This window comes from Lysobacter sp. CA199, from assembly GCF_052078715.1.
GTDB lineage: Bacteria > Pseudomonadota > Gammaproteobacteria > Xanthomonadales > Xanthomonadaceae > Lysobacter.
This window is the reverse complement of the sequence record NZ_JBQJIL010000009.1, coordinates 93,132-116,042: the sequence shown is the minus strand read 5'-3', so window position 1 is coordinate 116,042 and position 22,911 is coordinate 93,132. Positions and strand designations below refer to the sequence as shown.

Below are 22,911 nucleotides of genomic sequence, written 5' to 3'. Positions count from 1 at the left end.
CGCCGGGCGGAACGGGCGCGATCCTGAATGGCCCTGGGATTGCCTCACTCGGCTGCCCCACCGCCCGACCCATTTAAAATCAATAACTTAATGAAACTCAACGGCCTGCGACGTCGCGCCGGGCGGTCCACCCTCGCCAAACCGCACTCCGGTCTCGCCAGGCGCCTCCAGCCGGCCAGGCTCCACCCGGCGCCGAGCGGGCCCGAATCCGTCCAGCAAAGGCCAGCGCCGGCCTGCGAATGTCGGCTCGCCTGCCCGCCCCTTACGCCATCGGCCGCTCCTGCGTCGGACAGTCTCCATCGTCGGCCGTGCGAAACGGCCGGTTCGAACCTGCCGATATCCCGGCACGCGGCCACGCGGCCGGTCAAAGCCCCAACCGAAAGCCACAACCGAAATGGGTTCGCGCGCGCGATGTTTCGACCCTGAAACACACCGGTCCCGTCGCGCAATTTTCCGATCGTGCGTGCCGCGCATCACGAACGCGACGCGTCGCAAACCCACGGAAGAATCGTGAAGCACTTCATGAAACTGCCGGCCGCATTGCGAAAAATAGACCGACTCAGTTCACAGTTTCGAAAGAAACTTGTCTCGACGTGAAAATCGCCATCGTCGTCCGCGCAGGCATTCGTGGCCGCGTAAAAGCCTGTGTTTCAAGGCATGCGCGCACGTCCCGTCGATCTGTTCATTCGCATGCATTGCGCGTGTATGTGCGCTCAGTCGCATTCATACGGATATCACAGCTTCAATGACACTTGCATGCACTGGGTGCGCTCAATTAGTTTCGAATGCGAGCGACTTGCAGGGGGTCGCGAGACAAGGAACAGCCGCATCGATGCGCAGCGTATGCGACGCATGCGCGCCAGGATGAGGCGGTCGAGTTATTCGGGGACACTCTGCATGTGGTTTGCAGTCATCGGTCAAACCGGTTTTTGGCGCAGCGGCTTTGCCGTGCGCGAACAGACGCATGAATTCGATTCTTCCGCGCCGCCTCCCGCGCGCGGAAACGGGAACGTGCGCCTGCGATTCAACTGCGCAGCGCGACGGCGTCGACACTCGCCAGGCACGCTGCGTCAAGGAAGTCCCGCGGCGGTAGTACGGCACGCCGGCCGCGGACCAAGGCCCGACGCTAGACAGGGGATGCGAAGGGGATCATGCGCAACGAAGGATCAAGGATGTTTGTCATGACTCGCAAAGCACGTTCGTTGAAATGGACCGCACTGGCGCTGGCTACCGCAGCGGTAATCGCGCCGGTGGCTTATTCCGGCGGCAAGCTCCAAGCCGTCAACAAATCGCATGTGGCCAAGGCGATCTCGCCCAAGGCGGCCGCCAAGCAGGCCGCCACCGAAACCCATAGTCGTTTCATCATCACCCGCGCCGCCGGCGCTTCGACCAAGGCCGCCGTTTCGAGCGACCAGCTCTACGCCAAGACCGCGACCAAGCTCGGCCTGGGCATCATGCCGATGCGCACGCTGGCCACCGGCTCGAATCTGATCAAGACCGACACCGCGCTCGACGCCGCCGCGACGAAGGAACTGGCGATCGAGTTGATGAAGCAAGACCCGAGCATCATCGAAGTCGTGCCCGACCGCCTCAAGCAGCGGGCGATGGTTCCGAACGATCCGGGCTACGCCCAGCAGTGGCATTACAAGAACGGCCCGGGCGGCCTGAACCTCGAACCGGCCTGGGACATCACCACCGGCGACGGCATCGTGGTCGCCGTGCTCGATACCGGCATCACCCCGCACAGCGATCTCAACGCCAACATCGTTTCGGGCTACGACTTCATCGTCGATACGGAAGTCAGCGTGGACGGCGACGGCCGCGACGCGGATCCGAACGATCCGGGCGATTGGCACGACGGCGAATGCGATCTGTTCGGCCAGCCCTCCGACAGCAGCTGGCACGGCACCCACGTGGCCGGCACCATCGCCGCAGTGGCCAACAACTCCGCCGGCGTGGCCGGCGTCGCGCACGGCGCCAAGGTTCAGCCGGTACGCGTGCTGGGCAAGTGCGGCGGCTACACCTCCGACATCATCGATGCGGTGACCTGGGCCTCGGGCGGCACCGTCGCCGGCGTCCCCGCCAACGCCACTCCGGCCGAAGTGATCAACCTCAGCCTCGGCGGCAGCGGCGCCTGCAGCGCGGCCGAACAAGTCGCTTTCGCCGATGCGCGCGCGCGCGGTACCACGGTGGTCATCGCCGCGGGCAATTCCGCCGGCGACGTCGCCGACTTCTCGCCGGCCAACTGCGACAACGTGGTCGCGGTCTCGGCGGTCGGTCCGACCGGCGCGAAGGCCGGTTACTCCAACTTCGGCGCCAAAGTCGACGTCGCAGCGCCGGGCGGTTCCGGTGTGGTGCCGGCGGCCGACAACATCCTGTCGACGCTGAATCTGGGCCTGCAGGGCCAGGAAGGCGAAGGCTACGCGTGGATGGCCGGCACCTCGATGGCGGCTCCCCACGTGGCCGGCACGGTCGCGCTGATGCAGTCCGCGGCGCCGTCGCCGCTGACCCCGGCCCAGATCGAGAAGATCCTGGTCAACACCGCGCATGTCGGCGGCCAGCCGGGCGGTTGCAGCTTCGACAACTGGTGCGGCTCGGGCATCGTCGACGCGCGTTACGCGGTCGCCGTGGCCAAGGGCACCGAACCGCTGCCGCCGGATCCGGAACCGCCGGTGCAGCCGCCGGCCATCGAGTTGGAGAACGGCATCACCGTGACCAACATCGAAGTCGCCGCCAACGGCACCATCAAGTACCAACTGCTGGTTCCCAACGGTGCGTCCAACCTGCTGCTCGCCATGTACGGCGGCACCGGCGATTCGGACATCTACGTCAAGTACGGTTCCGAACCGACCAACACGTCCTACGACTGCCGTCCGTACACCTCGGGCAACAACGAGACCTGCTTCTTCCCGACCCCGCAGGGCGGCGTGTGGTACGTCAACGTCAAGGGCTTCCGCGCCTCCGCCGGCGTGTCGCTGTACCCGAGCTTCGTCGACGCCAACTATCCGCGTCGCGTCGAAGCCAAGGCCAGCGCGCTGCCGAACCACCGCACGTCGGTCAACCTGTCGTGGGAGAAGGGCAAGAAGAACATCGACATCTGGCGCAATGGCGCGATCCTCAAGACCGTGCGCAACACCGGCGCCAACACCGATACCTTCCGCATCATCGGCAGCGGCACCATGAGCTACAAGCTGTGCAACAACGGTACCCAGGAATGTGCTGATCCGGTTTCGATCGAGTACAGCTCCAGCCGCTGATCGCAGGCAAGCGTGACGACGAAGGGCCCGGTGTGCCGGGCCCTTTGTTTTTCTGAATCGAGCCGACTTGAGTGCTCCTCTCGGTCTTTGGTTTTCGGCTTCCGCTTTTGCTCGTCATTCCCGCGAAGGCGGGAATCCAGAGACTTCGAACGTTCGCGCACGAAAGGCATTGCACGAAAGGCACTGGATGCTCGGCTGAGCCGAAGTAAAGCGGAGCCCGCCTTCGCGGGAATGACGAGCAAAGGCACAGGGAACTTGAAGCACCTCAAACACTCGAAATTCACTGCCCGTTTCCCCCGAGCCACATACCGCGGAGACTTCATGCGCACCGCCCTTCCCGCTTCTCCCCGCCGTCGCACCCGCCCGTTTCCCTCCAGCCTGCGCGTAGGCGGCCTGCTGCTCGCCGCGCTCGCCGGCCTGAGCGCCTGCAACCGCAACGCCCCCGGCGCCGATACCGCGCCCGCCGACGGCGCCGCGCCGGTCGCCGCCGCGCCGGTGGTGCGCTTCGACGCCAAGATCAGCCTGGTCAACAACAACGGCGCGATCCGCTACGACGGCACCGTCGACAGCGACGCCACCCGCAAGGCGCTCGGCATCGCCCTCAGCCAGGCCTATGCCGGCCAGATCACCGGCAACCTCGCCGTCGACAAGGCGGCCAAACCGGCGCCGTGGCAGGACAAGCTGCCGCAATTCGTCGCCGCGCTGACCATGCCGGGCGTGGCGGTCAGCCTGGAAGGCAACACGATCGAACTCAGCGGACAGGCCGGCGACGGCGACCGCGCGGTGTTGCTGGAAAAAGCCAAGACCCTGTTCCCGGGCTACGTCTACGGCGGCCTGTTCGAAGGCGTCGGCGGCGCGGCCGCGTCCAGCGACGCCGCCGCCCAGGCCCTGGCCGCGCTCGCGCCAGGCAAGGCCAGCGCGGCCGATATCGCCAAGGCGCTGAATCTGATCAACCTGCGCTTCGACGAGGGCGGCGCGCGTATCGCCCCGGCCAGCCTGGACATCCTCAGCCGCGCATCCAAGGCCATACAGGACGGCCCCAAGGACGCGCGCTACGAAATCGTCGGACCGGGCGGCGCGGCCGGCCAGGCCGCCGACAACGAAGCGCTCTCGCGCCAGCGCGCCGAGGCGGTCAAGGTCCAGCTGATCGTCGCCGGGGCCAACCCGGGCTCGCTGGATACCCGCGGCGAACCCGGCACGGCGGCGACGCCGCTGCGCTTCAACGTGGTCAAGTAAGGATCAGGCCAGGCCTCCCGGCCCTGGCTGAACGGAACGACGGGGGCCGAGGCCCCGTCGCGCGTCGCCCGCCGGGTCTTCGTTCCGGTCAGCTTCTGCCCTCAATCGCATGGCGCCGGGGCGCGCGTTCGCGCATTCGCCGGTGCCCGATCGGGCCGCCCGCTCCAGGCCGATATCGCGCCAAACCGCTGTATCGGGCTGAATCCCAAGCCCCACGGGCTCCACGCGAACGCCCCGCCCAACCCCTGCGGCGCTTCTGTTGCGCGGATTTGCCCCCACCTTCCCCACTCGATACGCTCCTCTGTTCGCCGTCGCGCTTCGCGCCGGCGACCCTCCCCCTTGCAGGCACCCGATGGCGCTGGACTACATCCGCATCCGCGGCGCGCGGACGCACAACCTCAAGAACATCGATCTCGATCTGCCGCGCGACAAGCTGATCGTGATCACCGGACTGTCCGGATCGGGCAAGTCCTCGCTGGCCTTCGACACCATTTACGCCGAAGGCCAGCGCCGCTATGTCGAATCGCTGTCCGCCTACGCGCGGCAGTTCCTGTCGGTGATGGAAAAGCCCGATGTCGACCACATCGAAGGCTTGTCGCCGGCGATTTCGATCGAGCAGAAATCCACCTCGCACAACCCGCGCTCGACCGTCGGCACGATCACCGAGGTCTACGATTACCTGCGTCTGCTCTATGCGCGCGTAGGTTCGCCGCGTTGTCCGGACCACCACTACCCACTGGAAGCCCAGACCGTCAGCCAGATGGTCGACCAGGTGCTGACGCTGGACCCCGAACAGCGCTACATGCTGCTCGCGCCGGTCATCCGCGAGCGCAAAGGCGAGCACGCGCAGGTGTTCGAACAACTGCGCGCGCAGGGCTTCGTGCGCGTGCGCGTGGACGGCCAGTTGTACGAGATCGACGCGGTGCCGCCGCTGGCGCTGCGGGTCAAGCACACCATCGAAGCGGTGGTCGATCGTTTCCGTCCGCGCGACGACATCAAGCAGCGCCTGGCCGAATCGTTCGAAACCGCGCTCAAGCTCGGCGACGGCATGGCCCAGGTGCAATCGCTGGACAACGCCGAGACCGCGCCGCTGCTGTTCTCGTCCAAGTACAGCTGCCCGGTCTGCGATTACTCGCTGCCCGAGCTGGAGCCGCGGCTGTTCTCGTTCAACTCGCCGGTCGGCGCCTGTCCGACCTGCGACGGCCTGGGCGTGGCCGAGTTCTTCGATCCGGCGCGCGTGGTCGTGCATCCGGAGCTGTCGCTCTCGGCCGGCGCGGTGCGCGGCTGGGACCGTCGCAACGCTTATTACTTCCAACTGATCCAATCGCTGGCCAAGCATTACAAGTTCAACGTCGACACGCCGTGGCAGTCGCTGACCGCGATCCAGCAGCAAGCGGTGCTGTACGGCAGCGGCGACGAGCAGATCAGCTTCAACTACATCACCGAGAACGGCGGCCGCAGCCAGCGCAAGCATCGCTTCGAAGGCATCGTGCCGAACTTGGAACGGCGTTACCGCGAAACCGAATCGGCGGCCGTGCGCGAGGAACTGGCCAAGTTCATCAGCCAACGCCCCTGCCCCGATTGCGGCGGCGCGCGCCTGAACCGCGCCGCGCGCAACGTGTTCGTCGCCGAACGTCCGCTGCCGGATCTGGTGGTGCTGCCGGTCGACGAGGCGCTGAACTTCTTCAAGGCGCTGGAACTGCCGGGCTGGCGCGGCGAGATCGCGGTCAAGATCGTCAAGGAGATCGTCGACCGTCTGCGCTTTCTGGTCGATGTCGGCCTGGATTATCTGACCCTGGAACGCAAGGCCGATTCGCTCTCGGGCGGCGAGGCCCAGCGCATCCGTCTGGCCAGTCAGATCGGCGCGGGACTCGTCGGCGTGATGTACGTGCTCGATGAACCCTCGATCGGCCTGCATCAGCGCGACAACGAACGCCTGCTCGGCACGCTGACGCGGCTGCGCGATCTGGGCAACACCGTGATCGTGGTCGAGCACGACGAAGACGCGATGCGCCTGGCCGACTACATCGTCGACATCGGCCCGGGCGCGGGCGTGCACGGCGGCGAGATCGTCGCCCAGGGCCTGTTCTCCGACATCCTCAAAGCACCGCGCTCGCTGACCGGCCAGTACCTCAGCGGCAAGCGCAAGATCGAAATCCCGAAGACCCGGCACAAGCCGAACCCGAAGACCACCCTGCATCTGCGCGGCGCGACCGGAAACAACCTCAAGAACGTCGATCTGTCCATTCCTTCGGGACTGCTGACCTGCGTCACCGGCGTGTCGGGCTCGGGCAAGTCCACGCTGATCAACGACACCTTGTACGTGATCGCCGCGAACGAGTTGAACGGCGCCTCGCAAACCCCGGCGCCGTACAAGTCGGTGGAGAATATCGAGCTGTTCGACAAGGTCGTGGACATCGACCAGTCGCCGATCGGACGCACGCCGCGTTCCAACCCGGCCACCTACACCGGCCTGTTCACGCCGCTGCGCGAGCTGTTCGCACAAGTGCCCGAAGCGCGCTCGCGCGGCTACTCACCGGGCCGTTTCAGCTTCAACGTGCGCGGCGGTCGCTGCGAGGCCTGCCAGGGCGACGGCCTGATCAAGGTCGAGATGCATTTCCTGCCCGACGTGTACGTGCCCTGCGACGTCTGCCACGGCAAGCGCTACAACCGCGAGACGCTGGAGGTGTTGTACAAGGGCTACAACATCAACAACGTGCTCGAGATGACGGTCGAATCGGCGCTGAGCCTGTTCGAAGCGGTGCCGACGATCGCGCGCAAGCTGGAAACCCTGATGGACGTGGGCCTGAGCTACATCAAGCTGGGCCAGAGCGCGACCACCCTGTCGGGCGGCGAAGCGCAGCGGGTGAAGTTGTCGAAGGAACTCTCGCGCCGCGACACCGGGCGCACGCTGTATATCCTCGACGAACCGACCACGGGCCTGCACTTCCACGACATCGAGCATCTGCTCGCGGTGCTGCACCGCTTGCGCGACGACGGCAATACGGTGGTGGTGATCGAACACAATCTGGATGTGATCAAGACCGCCGACTGGGTCATCGACCTGGGTCCGGAGGGCGGCCATCGCGGCGGCACCATTCTCGCCACCGGCACGCCGGAAGACATCGCCGCGCTGTCGCATTCGCATACCGGCCACTTCCTCGCACCGCTGCTCGGTTCGCCGAAGAAGGCCAAGGCCGTTGAGCCGGCGAAGAAGAAACCCGCCGCCAAATCCGCCGCGCCGGCCGCGCGCGTCAAGAAGAAATCCGCTGCATGACCGATAAGAAGAAGAAAGCGCCGGCCGCCGGTGGCGACGCCGGCAAGAACGAACCCGGCAAGACCCGGGCGGCGCCGCGCAAGCGCGCCGCGCGTTCGCGCAAGAACAACGAAGCGCCCGCGGCCGATGACGCGGTGGTCGCCGAACGCGCGCGCGCCGCTTCGGTGTCTACGGCGCAGATGGCACCCGCATCCGTCGCGCCGTCGACGCCCGCCGCGCAACCCGCATTGATCCGCGTGCCGCTCTCGGTGCGCAGGCGCGATCTGGATGCGTTCAACCACGTCAACAACTCCAAGTTTCTCAGTTATCTCGAGGAAGCGCGCCTGCGCTGGATGGTGACCCTGCCTGGCCACGGCATGGACGAACACGTCGCGCCGGTGGTCGCGGCCGCGCATCTGAACTATCGCCGGCCGATCGAGTGGCCGAACGAGATCGACGTGGAACTGTTCGTCGAACGGCTCGGCAACACCAGCCTGAGCATCGGCCATCGCATCGTCGGCGCGAACGACGAATCGGCGCTGTATTGCGACGGCAACGTCGTGCTGGTGTGGATTCATCGCGACACCGGCCAGGCGGCGCAGCTGCCGGACCCCGTTCGCGCGGCTTGCACGCCCAGTTGATCTCCCGATAGCTTCCTGTAGGAGCGGCGCAAGCCGCGACCGCGAGACCTCGCTTACGACGCAACTGAGGTTTCGCGGTCGCGGCTTGCGCCGCTCCTACAGTCGCTATCGATACTACGCCCCTCAGGGCGCGGCTTTGCGAACCTCGAACTCGCCCAGCAGCGAGCCGCCGTCCTTGAGCTGAAACTCGACCGCCACCCGGCTGCCTTCCTTCAACGGCGCATGCGGCTGCATCAGCATCAGGTGCATGCCGCCGGGCTTGAGTATCGCCGCGCCGTCGGGCGGGATGCGCAGTTCCGGCAACGCGCGCATCTTGCTGACGCCGTCGACGATCCGGGTCTCGTGCAAGGACACATCGCCGAACGCCGCGCTCTTGGCGCCAACGATGATCGCCGGCGCGGCGCAGCGGTTCTCGATCCGGCCGAAGCCGGCCATCATCGGCATCTGCATCGGCGGCATCCGCACCCAGCCCTCGCGCACCTGCGCGCTGCAAGCCTTGGCGGCCGCCGCCGGCGGCTTGGCCTCGATGCTGAATACAGCGCTGGCGGCCATCGCGGCGACCAACATCAACCCCGTTCGGATGGCAGATACGTTCATCGGCCTATCATACCCCCGAGCACCGAAGGAGTTGACAATGAAACAGACGCTTAGCCTGCTCGCATTAGCCTTGGCCGCGACCGGCTGTTCCGCGCCGTCCGGCGATCGCACCGCGCCGCCCGCCGCCTCCACACCAGCCCAGGCCGAGGCTTCGAGCGATGGCGCCACCCGCCTGACCGTCTACAGCGGCGACTACGACGCGCTCGCCAACGTGCGCAGCGCCAGCGCCGGCATGCCGGGCTATGCGCTGGTCGAGCGCTCGTTGAAGTTCCCGCTCAAGCGCGGCCGCAACTCGCTTTCGGAAAAACCGTTGCCACCGTCGATGGACATCGAGGCCGCCGTGCTGCAACCGCGCACCGCGGGAGTCGGCGTGGTCGGGCAACGCTACATCGCACCGGTGTCGGGCGCGCAGAACGTGGTCGGCGTGGCGATCGGACGCAAGGTCAGCGTCGAACACACCGCGGGCGGCGCCAAGCAGACCGACAGCGGCGTGCTGCTCTCGGCCGGCGACGGCCTGACCCTCGCCCTCGACGACGGCCGGATCAAGGTGATCCGCAGCTACGACAGCTTCAGCCTGATCGACAACGACAACCTGCTGCCGCGGCAATCGGCGTTGCAATGGGTGGTCGAGGCCGCGCAAGCCGGCGAAGCCGACTTCGTCCTGAGTTACCCCATGGGCGGCATGGCCTGGCGCGCCGAATACCTGGCGAGGCTGGCGCCGGGCGCAGGCTGCAAGCTCACCCTCGACGGCGCGGCGCTGGTCGCCAACCGCTCCGGGCGCGCGTTCAATCAGGTGCGCCTGAGCCTGGTCGCGGGCGAACCCAACCGCCGGCAGCAGGGCTTCGATCGAATTGAAGTGACCGCCTCGCGCCTCCAAGCTAACGATGCCTACGCCGAAGCTGCGCCAGCCCCGCCAATGCCGGTCGAACGCGCCGCCGGCGAATACCACGCCTACGATCTGCCGCGACCGGCCACGTTGAACAGCGGCGGCACCGAGCGCATCGCCCTGTTCCCGCGCAACGACGCGGTCGCCTGCGAACGCATCTACTCGTTCCAGGCCGCCAGCAACGATTGGCAGCCGCCGACTCCGCTGATCGACCGCGGCTACGCCGGCCAGACCGGCGATCTGCCGGTGCTGTCCAAGGTCGAGTTCAAGAACGACAAGGCCTCCGGACTCGGCCTGCCGTTGCCGGCCGGCCGCGTGCGCGCGTTCGACGGCGGCGATTTCCTCGGCGAGTCGCAGCTCGGCCATACGCCGGCCGGCACCGAGATCAAGCTCGAACTCGGCAAAGTCTTCGACCTCAGCGGCAAGCGCGAGGCGACCGCGTTCCAGCTCGACCGTACCGGACGGACCATCACCGAATCGTTCGCGATCACCCTGAAGAACGCAAAGAAGTCGCAGGCCACGATTCGCGTCACCGAACCCTTGCCGCGCTGGACCGATTGGGAGATCGTGTCCTCCAGCCTGCCGTCGAAGAAGAAGGACGCGCGCCACGCCGAGTTCGAGGTGCCGGTGCCCGCCGACGGCGAAACCAAGCTGACCTACACTGTGCGCTACCGCTGGCCTCAGGACGTGAAACCATGACTTGCGTAGAAACCCTTACCCACGGCGACATCGTCGAGATCAAGCTGGCGCGCGCGCCGGTCAACGCGCTCAATCCGGCGCTGTGCAACGCCACACGCGAAGCGATCGAACAGGCGGTGCTGCACGGCGCGCACGGCATCGTGCTCAGCGGCGGTCCGAAGGTGTTTTCCGCGGGCCTGGACGTGCCCTACCTGCTCTCGCTCGGCGATCAGCGCGATCATCTGCTGTTGGCCTGGCAGGCCTTCTTCGGCCTCAACCGCGCCCTGGCATCCTCGCCGGTGCCGGTGGTCGCGGCGATCGCCGGCCACGCGCCGGCCGGCGGCTGCGTGATGGCCTTGTGCTGCGACTACCGGGTGATGGCCTCGGGCAACTACAGCATCGGCCTCAACGAAACCCAGGTCGGCCTGGTCGCGCCGGAAGGCATCCAGCGGCTGATGCGGCGCGTGGTCGGCACCTACCGCGCCGAGCGTTTGCTGGTGGCCGGCGCGTTGGTCGATGCGCAAACCGCGCTGAGCATCGGCCTGGTCGACGAACTGGTCGAAATCGACGCCGTCGCCGAACGCGCGCGCGCCTGGCTGCAACAACTGCTGAGCCTGCCGCGCAGCGCGATGCTGCAGACCCGCGCGCTGGCGCGCGCCGATCTGGTCGAGGCGCTGCGTCCGGAACACATCGAACTCGATCGCTTCGTCGAGAGCTGGTATTCGCAGGACACCCAGACCGCGTTGAAGGCGTTGGTGGCGAAGCTGGGCAAGTAAGCGGGGCCTCGGCCCTGCATCGTTTTCATGGCCGCGTCGCCGTTGCTTGTTCGCGGTCGCGGCTCGCGCCGCTCCTACAAGGGCACGAGGTAGGAGCGGCGCGAGCCGCGACCGCGACACTCCATCCACGGCGCAACAACCCCCGCCGTCACAACAACCAAACCTCCACCCGCTCATTGCGATACCGCGCCGCCGGATCGCGCGCTCCGGCCACCGTCAAGGCCGTGCCCATGCCGCGCGCCTGCTGCACTTTCAGCCCGCGCGAGACCAGTTCCTGCGCGACCAGATCGGCGCGGTCGTTGCTCATCATCATCGCCGCCATGGTCGAACCGGCGCTGACGTCGGCGAAACCGATCACCAACAGTCGCCGGCCACGGTTCGCAGGCAACTGCATGAAAGCGCGCAGACGATCGAGATCGCGCAGCGAGCGGCTGTCGTACACGCTCGCCGCCACGCCGCCTTCGCCGGCGCCATTGAAATTGAAGCGCAGGCTCAACGGCAGACGCACCGCGTTCTCGACCGCTTGCCGGTAATCGGCCGGACCCAATGCGGTAGGACGCGCGCGTCCCGGAATCAGGGTCACCGCGAGGTGGCCGCTGCGCGCGACCGCGCGCTGGCCGCCGCGGGTCATCGCGTACAGCGCGAAGCTGCGGCTCAGCGCGCCCATCATCTGGCCGCCGTACAGATACAGACGACGGCTGAGCGGGTAGTCCTCGCTGAGCACCTCGGTGCGGGTGGGCGCGATCGCGCGGCCGCCGTCGGCGATCGCCACCGGCTTGCTGGCGGCACCGTAGTGCTCGCCGATCGGAATCAGACCGATCGCCAGCGGATCCGCGCCGACCGCGGCGATCAGCTCGCGCGCGTTGCCGTGCAATTGTGCTTCGGCGAACGCGGCGCCGCGCATCACTTTTTCGTTCATCAAATCGCGCACCGCGCCAGCGCTGGAATCCAGGTGCAGATGCACCTGGCCCGCCGCGCCGCCGAGTTCGCGCCACTGGCGAGATCGCCCGGAGAACGCCGCGCGCAACTGTTCGAAGCTCAAGCGCGCGATCGGATTATTGCGGTTGACCACCACCGCCACGCCGTCGAGCGCGATCACGAACTCCTGATCCTGATTGCCCAGATCGCCGAGTTGCCAGCCGGCGTCGAGTTCGGCCGCGTTCGGGCGTCGCGTCATCATCGCGACCTGCGCGCGGCCTTCGATCAGATCGGCGAAACCTTGCGCCGAATCGCTGGCGCCGATTTCAACGACCAGCGGCTGGCCGTCGCGGCTGGCATGGATCTCGGTCAACGTCGGCCGCGGCTTGACCACCCGGATGTCGGTGTAACCGATATCGCGCAACCACGATTGCGCAACCTCGGGGACCAGCGCGTGGGCCAGGGTGTTGGAACCGCGGATGCTGACCCGCTCGGCCTCCTGGCTCCGGGCGGAGGGCGCGAACGCGCAGAACAGCGCGGCAAAAAACAACAAGAACGGCGAAACGACGGCACGCGACATGGCGCGCACTCCCCCTGTGCGAATTGCGCAAGGATGGGCGCGGCCTGTGACGCAGCGGTTACGCGACGGCCGTCACTTCGATAACGTTAAGCGATCGGCTTATTCCGCACAGTGCGGCGCGCTGAATAGACAGCCGCTGTAGGAGCGGCGCGAGCCGCGACTGCGACATCGCGCTGGCGTCGAATGCCGAATGTCGCGGTCGCGGCTCGCGCCGCTCCTACAGGGGGCATGCCGCGAGTAGCGAAGGTTGGGCTCATGCGTCGCCGGTCGCGACCGGCCGCCGCGGATCTTCGATCCAGCCGCTCCAAGAACCGGTATACAAGGCCGCGCCGTCGAAACCGGCGTGCGCCATCGCCAACAGATGATGGCAGGCGGTCACGCCCGAGCCGCACATCACCGCAACCTGCCCTGTGTCGCGGCCGCTGAGCAGCGGTGCGAATTCCGCGGCCAAGGCATCGGCTGGCTTGAATCGGCCGTCGGCGAGATTGTTCGAGTACGCGCGGTTGCTCGCGCCCGGCACGTGGCCGGCGACGCGATCCAGGGGCTCGACTTCGCCGCGAAAACGCTCGCCGGCGCGCGCATCGATCAACAGACCGCCCGAATCGAGCAAGGCGCGCACGTCCTGCGCGTCGAGCAGGCGGCGCGCATCGAAGCTGGCGTCGTACCGGGTCGGCTGCGGTTGCGGAATCTCTGCATCGGTCGGCAAACCGAGCGCGGTCCAGCGCTGCCAGCCGCCGTCGAGCACGGCGACCCGGCGATGCCCGAGCACGCGCAGCAGAAACCACAGACGCGACGCGGCCAAAGCGCCGTCCGCGGCGTCGTAGATCACGACCTGGTGCTGCGGGGTGATGCCCCAGCGGCCCAGGGTCGCGGTGAAATCGGCCGCGTCCGGCCAAGGATGCCGGCCGCCGACGGTCTTGCGGTGATCGGACAGATCGCGATCGAGATCGGCGTAACGCGCACCTGGAATATGCGACTGGCGATACGCGTTCTCGCTGGCGGCGCGATCGGTCAGCGAGGTGCGCGTATCGATCGCGATCAGATCCTCGCGGCCCAAGGCCGCGGCCAGATCCTCGGCCGACACCAGAGTGGTCCAAGCGGTCATCGCGCAGCCTCCAATCGTTGACGCAGGTTGAGCAGCATCGACGCGGTCGCGCCCCAGATGCGCTGGCTCGGATAGCGGTACTCCAGCACATGGCGCGCGCGGCCCTTGTATTCAAGTGTGCGCGTGCCGAGGTTGTCCGGGTCCAGCAGGAACGTCAGCGGCACTTCGAAAACTTCCGCGACCTCGGTCGGATCGGGCCGTGCCGCGTAGGCCGGATCGATCACCGCCACCAGCGGCAGCACCCGGAATCCGGTGATGGTGACCAGCGGATCGAGAAAACCCAGTGGCGCGATCAAGGCCGCGGGCACGCCGATTTCCTCTTCGGTCTCGCGCAACGCCGCGGCAACTGCGTCCTCGTCGCTGGGCTCGATGCGTCCGCCGGGAAAACTGACCTGACCGCCGTGTTGGCGCAGCCCGTCGGTGCGGCGGGTCAACAGCACCTGCACACCGTCCGCGCGCGGCACCAGACCGACCAGAACCGCGGCCTGTGCGCGCAATGCGTCCTCGGGCAGCAAGTCGGTGAGATCGTCGAGATTCCAGCCGTCGCTCTCGGGCGCGGCGTCGAGCGGATGCAGCGCCGTCAGCAGGCGCGTGCGCGCGCGCGAATCGCCGTCGAGGAAATTGCCGGCGAACGCCGACACGACGCCGTCGGCGGGCGCGCCGGAACTCATCGCAGCCCCGCTTCGCGCTTGGGCAACACGTCTTCCATCAGTCGCAGGCGTTCGTCGTCGTTCATCTGCGACCAGCGCGCGATCTCGGCGGTGGTGCGGTGGCAACCCAGGCACAGGCCGTCATCGCTGAGTTGGCATACGCCGATGCAGGGACTCAGCACCGCGCGAAAATTCGTCATATCGTCCACCGGGGCCATATCGCCATTGTGCCTGGCGAGCCGGCCGGGTAAAGCCTCGCCGCAGCGGCGGCAAGCAGAACTGAAAATCGGCGCCATGCCGGGCATGCGCCGCCGGACCCCACAAACGACTTGCGCCGGACTGGCCGGCGCAAGTGCGTCACACGACTTCGTTCGAGCTTCGTGGTCGTATTACTTGACGCTGATCAGCTTGATCTCGAACTGCACCGCCACGTTCGGCGGGAACGGGGTGCGCGGGTCCGCGCCGTAGGCCTGAGCCGACGGCAGGGTCACTTCCCACTTCGAACCGGTCGGCATCTGCAGCAGCACTTCGCGCATCGCCGCCATTTCGATCTCGCTGACCTTGATCGACGGGATGTTGTTGGCCGGACGCGCCTGCGCCGGACGCTCGCCCCACGGGAACGGACCGGCCACTTCCAGGGCCACGGTGCTGGCCTGGGTCGGCTTGGCGCCGGTGCCGTTCTCGATCACGCGGTACTGCACGCCGCTGGGCAGCGCCTTCACGCCCGCCTTGGACTTGTTGGCGTTGACGAAGGTGTCGCTCTTGGTCTTGTTTTCGGCGGCGGCCTTGTCCCACTCGGCCTTGGCCTTGTCCTGCTGGCGCTTCTGCATGTTCTGCACGGCAGTGCGCAGTTGTTCGACCGCCACGGCGGGCTGCTTCTTCGAGTAACCGTCCTGCAGACCCTTGACGATGGTGTTCACATCGACCTGCTCGCCGCTTTCCACGGCATTTCGGCCGAGGTCGTAGCCGAGCGCGTAGCTCAGCTTGCCCTTCTCGGAAGAAGTGTCCTGCGCGACGGCGTTGCCGGCGGTCAGTGCCAGGGCCGCGACGGCGGCAGCAATCAAACGCAACTTCATTCGGTGAAACCTCCGGTAATGGCACGGGGCGACCTTCGCCGCCCCGATCAACTTGGGAGCACTTTCCAATGCCCCGATGTGTAAAGTCCCGCGGTCGTAAGGCCCCGACGGGACGGGTTAGGATACCGGCGGCAGCGCTTAACCGCCACTGACACCGCCCGCCTATGACCGCGCTTCGGGCGCGGAGTTCAACGGCGGTCGCACTCCCCTTTTCCGCAACTCCTCCGCAACTCCCAAGAATCCTACGGCCATCACATGACCGAATCGCCCCTGTTGATCGCCGATCGCGGCGCCGTGCGCCAGATCACCGTGAACCGTCCCGACAAGCTGAACGCGCTCAATGCCGCCACCCTGGACGCCCTGCTGGCCGCCTTCGAGGCGGCGGCGAACGACCCGGCGGTGCGCGCGGTGGTGCTGACCGGCGCCGGCCCCAAGGCCTTCGTGGCCGGCGCCGATATCTCGGAAATGAATCTGCTGACCCCGGTCCAGGGCCGCGATTTCTCCCTGCGCGGGCAGAAACTCATGCGCCGGATCGAGAAAATGCCCAAGCCGGTGATCGCGATGATCAACGGTTTCGCTCTCGGCGGCGGTCTGGAACTGGCCATGGGCTGCCATCTGCGCCTGGCCGCGGACAGCGCCAAGATCGGTCAGCCCGAGATCAATCTGGGCCTGATTCCAGGCTTCGGCGGCACCCAGCGCCTGCTGCGCCTGGCCGGCCGCGCCGCGACCCTGGAGCTGTGCCTGGTCGGCGCGCCGATCGACGCGGCCCGCGCCCAGGCGCTGGGTATCGTCAATCGGGTGATCCCTGCAGCCGAACTGGAAGCGGAAACGTTCAAGCTCGCCGAGCAGTTGGCCGCGTCCGCGCCGCTGGCGCTGCGCGGCGTGCTCGACTGCGTCGCGGTCGGTGGCGAATGCGGCATCGAGGAAGGCCTGGAATACGAAACCGCGCAGTTCGGCCTGATGTTCTCGACGCAGGACATGCGCGAAGGCACTACCGCGTTCCTGGAACGTCGCAAGCCGGCCTTCCAGGGCAGTTGACCACCGCATGAGCGACCCGCACGCCAGCACGCCGCACGCCAGCCGGCCGCGCGCGAGCGAGCCGACCGCGATGCCAGTGTGCGCGTGCGGTTGCGCCGAACCCGCCGGCGCGGCGGCGCATGCCATCGCCCGGGCCCTGGCGCGCGACGATCTGGATGGCGCGATTTCGCTGGGCTTGTTGAACGACAGCTTCGACCACGCCGTCGCTTGCGCACAATGCGCGCCGTCGTGCGCGCTCGCCTTGCGCGAAGCGCGCGAACAACGTCTGCGCGCATTGGCCGCGCGCGAACGCTATCGCGCGCGCGCGCAACGTCTGCAACGCCGCGCCGACGAACGCGCGGCGCAACGGGCCGCGCCGGCGCCATCGCCCGTCGCGCACACCGGCCTTACTAATACGAACGCCGCCGCGCCGCAGCGTCCGGCCCTGCCCAACGCCGCCGCCGCCGCGCTGGCGCGCGCCAAGGCCAAGGCCGCCCAGCGCGGACCGACCTGACCGCACTCGATTGAGCATGCCCAAGACCTCGCCCGCCCCACGGCCAGCCAAGTCGACCCGAACCGGCGCCCAACGCGTGGCGGCCGGTTCGTCGGCCGCCAAGACTTCGTCCGACACCGTCAAACGCGGCGTCGCGAAAAAAACGCCGGCCAAGAAAACCGCGGCGAACAAAGCCGCTGACGTTGCGAAGTCGGCCATCAACCGCGGCGGCACGCGCGGCGGCCCTCCGGCGGCGAAAGCCAAACCGGCCCAGACTCCCTCGGCCGGCGCCAAGCGCGGCCGCGCCGCATCGGCGGCGGCGGCCGATGCTCCGATCAAAGAGCGTCCCGGCGCGCAAATGAAGCCGGCGCAGATCGAGGAAATGTTCGCCCGGCTGCAGGCGCTCAACCCGCACCCGACCACCGAATTGGAATACACCACGCCGTTCGAACTGCTGGTGGCGGTCGCGTTGTCGGCGCAAGCCACCGACGTCGGCGTCAACAAGGCCACGCGCAAGTTGTACCCGGTGGCCAATACGCCGCGCGCGATCGCCGATCTGGGCGTGGAAGGCCTCAAGCCTTACATCGCCACCATCGGCTTGTTCAACACCAAGGCCGCGAACGTGGTCGCGCTGTCGCGACAACTGTTGGAACTGCACGACGGCGACGTGCCGCGCGACCGCGCCGCGCTCGAAGCTCTGCCCGGGGTCGGCCGAAAAACCGCCAACGTGGTGCTCAACACCGCCTTCGGCGAGCCGACCATCGCGGTCGACACGCACATCTTCCGCGTCTCCAACCGCACCGGACTGGCGCCAGGCAAGGACGTGCTCGCGGTCGAACATCGCCTGCTCAAAGTGGTGCCTGATCGCTATCTTCAGGACGCACATCACTGGCTGATCCTGCACGGACGTTACGTTTGCAAGGCACGCAAACCGGATTGCCCGCACTGTGCGATCCGCGACCTTTGCCGCTATCCGGACAAAACGCCGGGCGAACCCGAGCCCGTACCGAGCTAGCTCAAGACAGCCGGAAGTCGTTGATCGGACTGGAATTCGAAGCCGATCACGCTCGCCGCGAGATGGGTTTCGAACTCCCGCAACACCCCGACCCGCCGGCGCCGGCGAATGTCACCGCGCGGTCATGTCCACGAAATAAGTCAGTTCTGTCACATTTACGCAACTTTCACACCCTAGCCTGCGCGGCATCTCTCCACGCCCCAGGGCCAGACATGAAACTCTCGCGTAACACCCTCACCGTAGCGTTGCTCGCCGCCTTCGTCGCGCCGGTCGCGCACGCAGAAGTCGCCCTGGACGTCATCGGCAATTCGGAAATCTCGTTCGAAGGTCTGGTCCAGGCGGATTTCTACAAGTTCGACAGCGACACCATCGACTACGGCGCCGACGTGGTCGGTACCGACGTCGACGGCAAGGACTACCTCAACGAGTTGCGCCGCGCCGAACTGGTGCTCAAGGGCAAGGGCCCGGGCAACATCGAGTGGGTGCTGGGCTACGACGCCAAGGACGACAAGTTCCTCGACGCCAACATCAAGTACAAGTTCGGCAACAACGCCAACCACTTCATCCAGGTCGGCCAGTACAAGCAGCCGGGCGCGACGATGGAAGAGCTGTCGTCGACCAAGAACAACGACTTCATCTCCAAGTCCTCGATCACCAACAGCCTGGGCACCGCGCGCCGCGTCGGCGCGCAGTACAACTACGGCGACAACAACTGGGGCCTGACCGCGAGCTACTTCGGCCGCGAGCTGACCCGCAACCGCGAACACGGCGCCGGCTACGGCCTGCGCGGCTACTTCGCGCCGATCAACGAAGCGGGCAACATCCTGCACTTCGGCGCGTCGTATTCGAACAAGGACACCGACGCCGACGGCATCCGTCTGCGCGCGCGTCCGATGGCCGACATGGTGGCGACCCGCTTCATCGACACCGGCAGCAGCCTGACCAGCCCCAACAGCCTCAACAACCGCAGCGACCGGGTCAGCGTGATCGGCGCCGAAGGCCTGTGGGTCAAGGGCCCGGTCAAGGTGCAGGCCGAGTACATGACCATCGACGTCAAGCGCCTCAACGGCTTGAGCGATTTCAGCGGCGACGGTTTCTACGTCTCCGGCCTGTGGAACCTCAGCGGCGAAACCTGGGGCTACAAGGCCGGCACCCCGACCACCGGCCTGCCGGACGATCCGTCCAAGGGCCTGTGGCAGCTCGGCCTGCGCTACGACACCATCGATCTCAACGACGGCAGCCCGATCGCCGGCACCAACCGCGTCAACGGCGTGCTCGGCGGCAAGGCCGATTCCTGGACCGTCGGCGTGAACTGGTACTGGCGCTCGAACTTCAAGTTCATGCTGAACTACGTGATGGTCGACCAGGAGAAGTACAGCACTGCGGTGCGCACCAAGACCGAGGACAACCCGAACGTCCTGGAAGCGCGCCTGCAGTTCTACTGGTAATGCACGGCCGCCGGCGCGGATCCGTTCGCGCCGGCGGAAGCGTCTCTCTCCCTCGATCGGAATTCGGTCGTTCAAGGGCGCGGCAGTGCCGCGCCCTTTTTTTCAGGCCCGATTTTCCGGACGCGATTTTCCGGACGCGATTTCCGGCCGATTTTTCCGCGCTGATTCTCGGGCCTGATCGAAAAGCGTCGGGGCTCAAGCCCCTCCCACAAAAGATTGCGTGGCCGCGAGTTTTTTGTGGGAGGGGCTTGAGCCCCGACGCTTTTTGGCTGTTCGCTTCGCGGCGATCCGCCCATGCACAAGACCGCAGGCAATGGCGCTCGCGCCGTTGCCAAGCATCGATCCGAAGGCAAGTCATCTGTTTGTCATGTTTCCGACCCGTCACTGTCATCCAACTGTTATGGAATGCGCGGCAACGGATTCGTGCCAGCCGTCTCTTTTCAGGAGCCCCAACGTGATCAATTCCCGTACCTTCCGCGTGACCGTGCTGGCTCTGGCCGCCTCGTTCGCACTCAATGCTCAGGCCGCCGACGTGACCGGCGCCGGCGCGTCCTTCGTTTACCCGGTGATGTCCAAGTGGTCGTCCGACTACGCCAAGGCCACCAGCAAGAAGGTCAACTATCAGTCGATCGGTTCGGGCGGCGGTATCGCTCAGATCAAGGCCGCGACGGTGGACTTCGGCTCGTCCGACGCCCCGCTCAAGCCTGAAGAGCTGGCCAAGGCCGGCCTGGCCCAGTTTCCGTCGGTGATCGGCGGCGTGGTGCCGGTGATCAACGTCCCGGGCGTGGTCTCGGGCGCGATGAAGCTCGACGGCGAGACCCTGGGCAACATCTTCCTCGGCAAGATCACCAACTGGAACGATCCGGCGATCGTCGCCCTCAACGGCGGCCTGAAGCTGCCCGACAAGAAGATCACCGTCGTGCACCGTTCCGACGGTTCGGGCACCACCTTCAACTTCGCCAACTACCTGTCCAAGGTCAACGCCGAGTGGAAGACCTCGGTCGGCGAAGGCACCGCGGTCAAGTGGCCGACCGGTATCGGCGGCAAGGGCAACGAAGGCGTGGCCGCATACGTCAAGCAGATCCAGGGCGGCATCGGCTATGTCGAGCTGTCCTACGCACTGCAGAACAAGATGTCGTACTCGCGCCTGAAGAACGCCGACGGCAAGTTCGTACTGCCGACCGACGAGACCTTCTCGGCCGCCGCGGCCAGCGCCGACTGGGCCAACGCGAAGGACTTCTACCTGGTCATGACCAACGCGCCGGGCGAGAACTCCTGGCCGATCACCGCGACCAATTTCATCCTGATGTACAAGCAGCCCAAGAACGCCGAAGGCGCCAAGAACGCCAAGGAATTCTTCCGCTGGGTTTACGCCAACGGCGATGCGCAGGCCAAGTCGCTCGACTACGTGCCGCTGCCCGACGCGCTGGTCAAGCAGGTCGAGACCTACTGGACGACCAACATGAACTATTGATCGACCTCGGGTCGGCCGGCTCGCATCGGCCGATCTGATCGCTCGGATCCGGGGGGTTCCGGCGCGCTCAAGGGGTAGATCGGACGAAACGGGCCTTCGGGCCCGTTTTGTTTTTGTGGGTGGTTTGGGTGGAATCGGCCCTTGGGCCCCTCACCCCAACCCCTCTCCCGCGAGCGGGAGAGGGACTTGCGGGCGCAAGCCACAGGGACGACGGCAGGGTGGAGCCCCTCTCCTGCTGAGCGGGAGAAGGTGGCCTGAAGGGCCGGATGAGGGCCGCCAGCCCGCCCAGCCCCTCACCCAGCAAATTGTTACGTTCCGCCACACCCAACCCTGGCAAAACCGCGATCTCCAGCACCCCCTCTAGCGTTTCACTACAGATTCGTGACGAATCGATGTCATAGCGGTGTAACAAAAAGATCATCAAATGGCGCCACCCCCAGCCGGTGCCTCATGCCGGCCTCTCCCCCCACGGAGCACCGCATGAAATCCACGCCGGCCCGCATCGCCGCCCTCTCTCTCGCCATCGCGCTGGCCGCTGCCGCGTGCGGCGGCAAACAAAACCCGACCCCGGCGGCCGGCGACGGCAAGACCGACACCGCCGCTCCCGCGGGCGACCAGGTCGCCGCGCAGATCACCGGCGCCGGTGCGAGCTTCGTCTATCCGCTGATCTCCAAGTGGTCCTCGGATTACAACAAGGCCACCGGCGCCAAGGTCAACTACCAGTCGATCGGTTCCGGCGGCGGCATCGCCCAGATCAAGGCCGCGACGGTCGATTTCGGTTCCTCCGACAAGCCGCTGCCGAGCGAGGAACTCGCCGCCGCAGGCCTGGGCCAGTTCCCCTCGGCGATCGGCGGCGTGGTGCCGGTGATCAACGTCGACGGCATCGAAGCCGGCAAGCTGCGCCTGACCGGCCCGCTGTTGGCCAACATCTTCCTCGGCACGATCAGCAAGTGGAACGACCCGGCGATCGCTGCGGCCAACCCCGGCGTGACCCTGCCCGACCTGAAGATCAACGTCGTCCACCGCTCCGACGGTTCGGGCACGACCTTCAACTTCTCCAACTACCTGTCCAAGGTCAGCCCGGAGTGGAAGACCAAGGTCGGCGAAGGCACCTCGGTGCAGTGGCCAGGCGGCGTCGGCGGCAAGGGCAACGAGGGTGTGGCCTCGTACGTGATGCAGATCAAGGGCTCGATCGGCTACGTCGAACTGGCCTACGCGGTGCAGAACAAGATGGCCCACACCCAGTTGCAGAACGCGGCCGGCCAGTTCGTGCAGCCCAACGCCGAAGCCTTCGCCGCCGCGGCCTCGACCGCCGACTGGGCCGGCGCCAAGGACTTCAACCTGATCATCACCAACGCCACGGGCGAGAAGTCCTGGCCGATCACCGCGACCAATTTCATCCTGATGTACAAGCAGCCCAAGGACGCCAAGCGCAGCGCCGACACGCGCGCGTTCTTCAAGTGGGCGTTCGAGAACGGCCACGAACAAGCCAAGTCGCTGGACTACGTGCCGCTGCCGCCGGAACTGGTCAAGCAGATCGAGGCGTATTGGGCGGCTGAGTTCAAGTGACGCATCGGCCCGCGCCCGCGAAGCGGGCGCTGCTTTGCCGATGCGTCATACCCGCGAAAGCGGGTATCCAGAGACTTAAGCGCCATCCCACCTACTTCAGCCCGCCGCGCAACTCCACATGAAAGATTTGTCGCGATAAAGCCCTGGATCCCCGCCTTCGCGGGGATGACGGCAAGAAGCAAAAAACGAATCGATCGCCGCAATCGCAACACGGCAAACGTTTCAAGTCACTGGATTCC

16 protein-coding genes and 1 pseudogene are annotated in these 22,911 nt (G+C 66.6%); 12 read left to right on the top strand and 5 right to left on the bottom strand.

The annotated features are described in order from the left end of the window. Positions 1-1,181 precede the first annotated feature (1,181 nt). The 4 genes from ACTOWJ_RS17420 to ACTOWJ_RS17405 all read left to right on the top strand — a co-directional run bounded on the left by ACTOWJ_RS17420 (position 1,182) and on the right by ACTOWJ_RS17405 (position 8,390). A complete protein-coding gene (locus ACTOWJ_RS17420) occupies positions 1,182-3,257 on the top strand; it encodes a S8 family peptidase (RefSeq protein ID WP_441335887.1) in 2,076 nt (691 codons plus the stop codon). A 321-nt stretch (positions 3,258-3,578) separates the two neighbouring features. After that, the gene (locus tag ACTOWJ_RS17415) at positions 3,579-4,493 is read left to right on the top strand and encodes an OmpA family protein (protein ID WP_441335886.1); all 915 of its coding nucleotides are present in this window, start codon (positions 3,579-3,581) and stop codon (positions 4,491-4,493) included. A 352-nt stretch (positions 4,494-4,845) separates the two neighbouring features. Further along, positions 4,846-7,770 carry an excinuclease ABC subunit UvrA gene (gene uvrA, locus ACTOWJ_RS17410; protein WP_441335885.1) on the top strand — a complete coding sequence of 975 codons (2,925 nt, stop codon included), beginning with the start codon at positions 4,846-4,848 and terminating at the stop codon, positions 7,768-7,770. 179 nt (positions 7,771-7,949) lie between these two features. Next, a complete protein-coding gene (locus ACTOWJ_RS17405; protein ID WP_441336098.1) occupies positions 7,950-8,390 on the top strand; it encodes an acyl-CoA thioesterase in 441 nt (146 codons plus the stop codon). A gap of 123 nt (positions 8,391-8,513) precedes the next feature. On the opposite strand, the gene ACTOWJ_RS17400 is transcribed toward ACTOWJ_RS17405, so the two are convergent. Next, complete coding sequence (locus ACTOWJ_RS17400) at positions 8,514-8,987, bottom strand: copper chaperone PCu(A)C (protein ID WP_441335884.1); 474 nt, start codon at positions 8,985-8,987, stop codon at positions 8,514-8,516. Positions 8,988-9,024: 37 nt separating this feature from the next. Between ACTOWJ_RS17400 and ACTOWJ_RS17395 the strand changes: the two genes are divergently transcribed. Then, a complete protein-coding gene (locus ACTOWJ_RS17395) occupies positions 9,025-10,572 on the top strand; it encodes a DUF4139 domain-containing protein (protein WP_441335883.1) in 1,548 nt (515 codons plus the stop codon). Continuing rightward, complete coding sequence (locus ACTOWJ_RS17390) at positions 10,569-11,327, top strand: enoyl-CoA hydratase/isomerase family protein (RefSeq protein ID WP_441335882.1); 759 nt, start codon at positions 10,569-10,571, stop codon at positions 11,325-11,327. The genes ACTOWJ_RS17395 and ACTOWJ_RS17390 overlap by 4 nt, the downstream gene beginning before the upstream one ends. A 148-nt stretch (positions 11,328-11,475) precedes the next feature. Here the strand turns inward: ACTOWJ_RS17390 and ACTOWJ_RS17385 are convergent, their stop codons facing one another. From ACTOWJ_RS17385 to ACTOWJ_RS17370, 4 genes and pseudogenes are all read right to left on the bottom strand, one after another. Next, positions 11,476-12,825, bottom strand: a complete 1,350-nt coding sequence (locus ACTOWJ_RS17385; RefSeq protein ID WP_441335881.1) for a substrate-binding domain-containing protein — start codon at positions 12,823-12,825, stop codon at positions 11,476-11,478. Positions 12,826-13,078: 253 nt separating this feature from the next. Further along, positions 13,079-13,930 carry a sulfurtransferase gene (locus tag ACTOWJ_RS17380; RefSeq protein ID WP_441335880.1) on the bottom strand — a complete coding sequence of 284 codons (852 nt, stop codon included), beginning with the start codon at positions 13,928-13,930 and terminating at the stop codon, positions 13,079-13,081. After that, positions 13,927-14,798: pseudogene (locus ACTOWJ_RS17375) on the bottom strand (NUDIX hydrolase). The gene ACTOWJ_RS17380 and the pseudogene ACTOWJ_RS17375 overlap by 4 nt, the downstream one beginning before the upstream one ends. Positions 14,799-14,969: 171 nt before the next feature. Further along, a complete protein-coding gene (locus ACTOWJ_RS17370; RefSeq protein WP_441335879.1) occupies positions 14,970-15,656 on the bottom strand; it encodes an FKBP-type peptidyl-prolyl cis-trans isomerase N-terminal domain-containing protein in 687 nt (228 codons plus the stop codon). Between the two features lie 255 nt (positions 15,657-15,911). On the opposite strand from ACTOWJ_RS17370, the gene ACTOWJ_RS17365 reads away from it, so the two are divergent. From ACTOWJ_RS17365 to pstS (ACTOWJ_RS17340), 6 genes are all read left to right on the top strand, one after another. Continuing rightward, a complete protein-coding gene (locus tag ACTOWJ_RS17365) occupies positions 15,912-16,694 on the top strand; it encodes an enoyl-CoA hydratase/isomerase family protein (protein ID WP_441335878.1) in 783 nt (260 codons plus the stop codon). Between the two features lie 70 nt (positions 16,695-16,764). Next, entirely contained in the window at positions 16,765-17,187 is a 423-nt protein-coding gene (locus tag ACTOWJ_RS17360; RefSeq protein ID WP_441336097.1) for a hypothetical protein, read from the top strand. Positions 17,188-17,524: 337 nt separating this feature from the next. After that, positions 17,525-18,181: an endonuclease III gene (gene nth / locus ACTOWJ_RS17355; protein WP_441336096.1), complete on the top strand. Its 657-nt coding sequence runs from the start codon at positions 17,525-17,527 to the stop codon at positions 18,179-18,181. A gap of 212 nt (positions 18,182-18,393) precedes the next feature. After that, positions 18,394-19,629 (top strand): OprO/OprP family phosphate-selective porin, encoded by a 1,236-nt coding sequence (locus tag ACTOWJ_RS17350; protein WP_441335877.1) that lies wholly within the window; start codon positions 18,394-18,396, stop codon positions 19,627-19,629. A gap of 367 nt (positions 19,630-19,996) precedes the next feature. Next, the gene (gene pstS, locus ACTOWJ_RS17345) at positions 19,997-21,103 is read left to right on the top strand and encodes a phosphate ABC transporter substrate-binding protein PstS (protein WP_441335876.1); all 1,107 of its coding nucleotides are present in this window, start codon (positions 19,997-19,999) and stop codon (positions 21,101-21,103) included. A gap of 480 nt (positions 21,104-21,583) precedes the next feature. Then, positions 21,584-22,672, top strand: coding sequence for a phosphate ABC transporter substrate-binding protein PstS (pstS, locus tag ACTOWJ_RS17340; protein WP_441335875.1), 1,089 nt, complete (start codon positions 21,584-21,586; stop codon positions 22,670-22,672). Positions 22,673-22,911: the final 239 nt, after the last annotated feature.

Excerpts from the sequence above, each read along its gene's own strand:
- ACTOWJ_RS17420 (WP_441335887.1), top strand. The coding sequence starts at position 1,182 with ATGACTCGCAAAGCACGTTCGTTGAAATGGACCGCACTGGCGCTGGCT.
- ACTOWJ_RS17415 (WP_441335886.1), top strand. The coding sequence starts at position 3,579 with ATGCGCACCGCCCTTCCCGCTTCTCCCCGCCGTCGCACCCGCCCGTTT.
- uvrA (WP_441335885.1), top strand. The coding sequence starts at position 4,846 with ATGGCGCTGGACTACATCCGCATCCGCGGCGCGCGGACGCACAACCTC.
- ACTOWJ_RS17405 (WP_441336098.1), top strand. The coding sequence starts at position 7,950 with ATGGCACCCGCATCCGTCGCGCCGTCGACGCCCGCCGCGCAACCCGCA.
- ACTOWJ_RS17400 (WP_441335884.1), bottom strand. The coding sequence starts at position 8,987 with ATGAACGTATCTGCCATCCGAACGGGGTTGATGTTGGTCGCCGCGATG.
- ACTOWJ_RS17395 (WP_441335883.1), top strand. The coding sequence starts at position 9,025 with ATGAAACAGACGCTTAGCCTGCTCGCATTAGCCTTGGCCGCGACCGGC.
- ACTOWJ_RS17390 (WP_441335882.1), top strand. The coding sequence starts at position 10,569 with ATGACTTGCGTAGAAACCCTTACCCACGGCGACATCGTCGAGATCAAG.
- ACTOWJ_RS17385 (WP_441335881.1), bottom strand. The coding sequence starts at position 12,825 with ATGTCGCGTGCCGTCGTTTCGCCGTTCTTGTTGTTTTTTGCCGCGCTG.
- ACTOWJ_RS17380 (WP_441335880.1), bottom strand. The coding sequence starts at position 13,930 with ATGACCGCTTGGACCACTCTGGTGTCGGCCGAGGATCTGGCCGCGGCC.
- ACTOWJ_RS17370 (WP_441335879.1), bottom strand. The coding sequence starts at position 15,656 with ATGAAGTTGCGTTTGATTGCTGCCGCCGTCGCGGCCCTGGCACTGACC.
- ACTOWJ_RS17365 (WP_441335878.1), top strand. The coding sequence starts at position 15,912 with ATGACCGAATCGCCCCTGTTGATCGCCGATCGCGGCGCCGTGCGCCAG.
- ACTOWJ_RS17360 (WP_441336097.1), top strand. The coding sequence starts at position 16,765 with ATGCCAGTGTGCGCGTGCGGTTGCGCCGAACCCGCCGGCGCGGCGGCG.
- nth (WP_441336096.1), top strand. The coding sequence starts at position 17,525 with ATGAAGCCGGCGCAGATCGAGGAAATGTTCGCCCGGCTGCAGGCGCTC.
- ACTOWJ_RS17350 (WP_441335877.1), top strand. The coding sequence starts at position 18,394 with ATGAAACTCTCGCGTAACACCCTCACCGTAGCGTTGCTCGCCGCCTTC.
- pstS (WP_441335876.1), top strand. The coding sequence starts at position 19,997 with ATGTTTCCGACCCGTCACTGTCATCCAACTGTTATGGAATGCGCGGCA.
- pstS (WP_441335875.1), top strand. The coding sequence starts at position 21,584 with ATGAAATCCACGCCGGCCCGCATCGCCGCCCTCTCTCTCGCCATCGCG.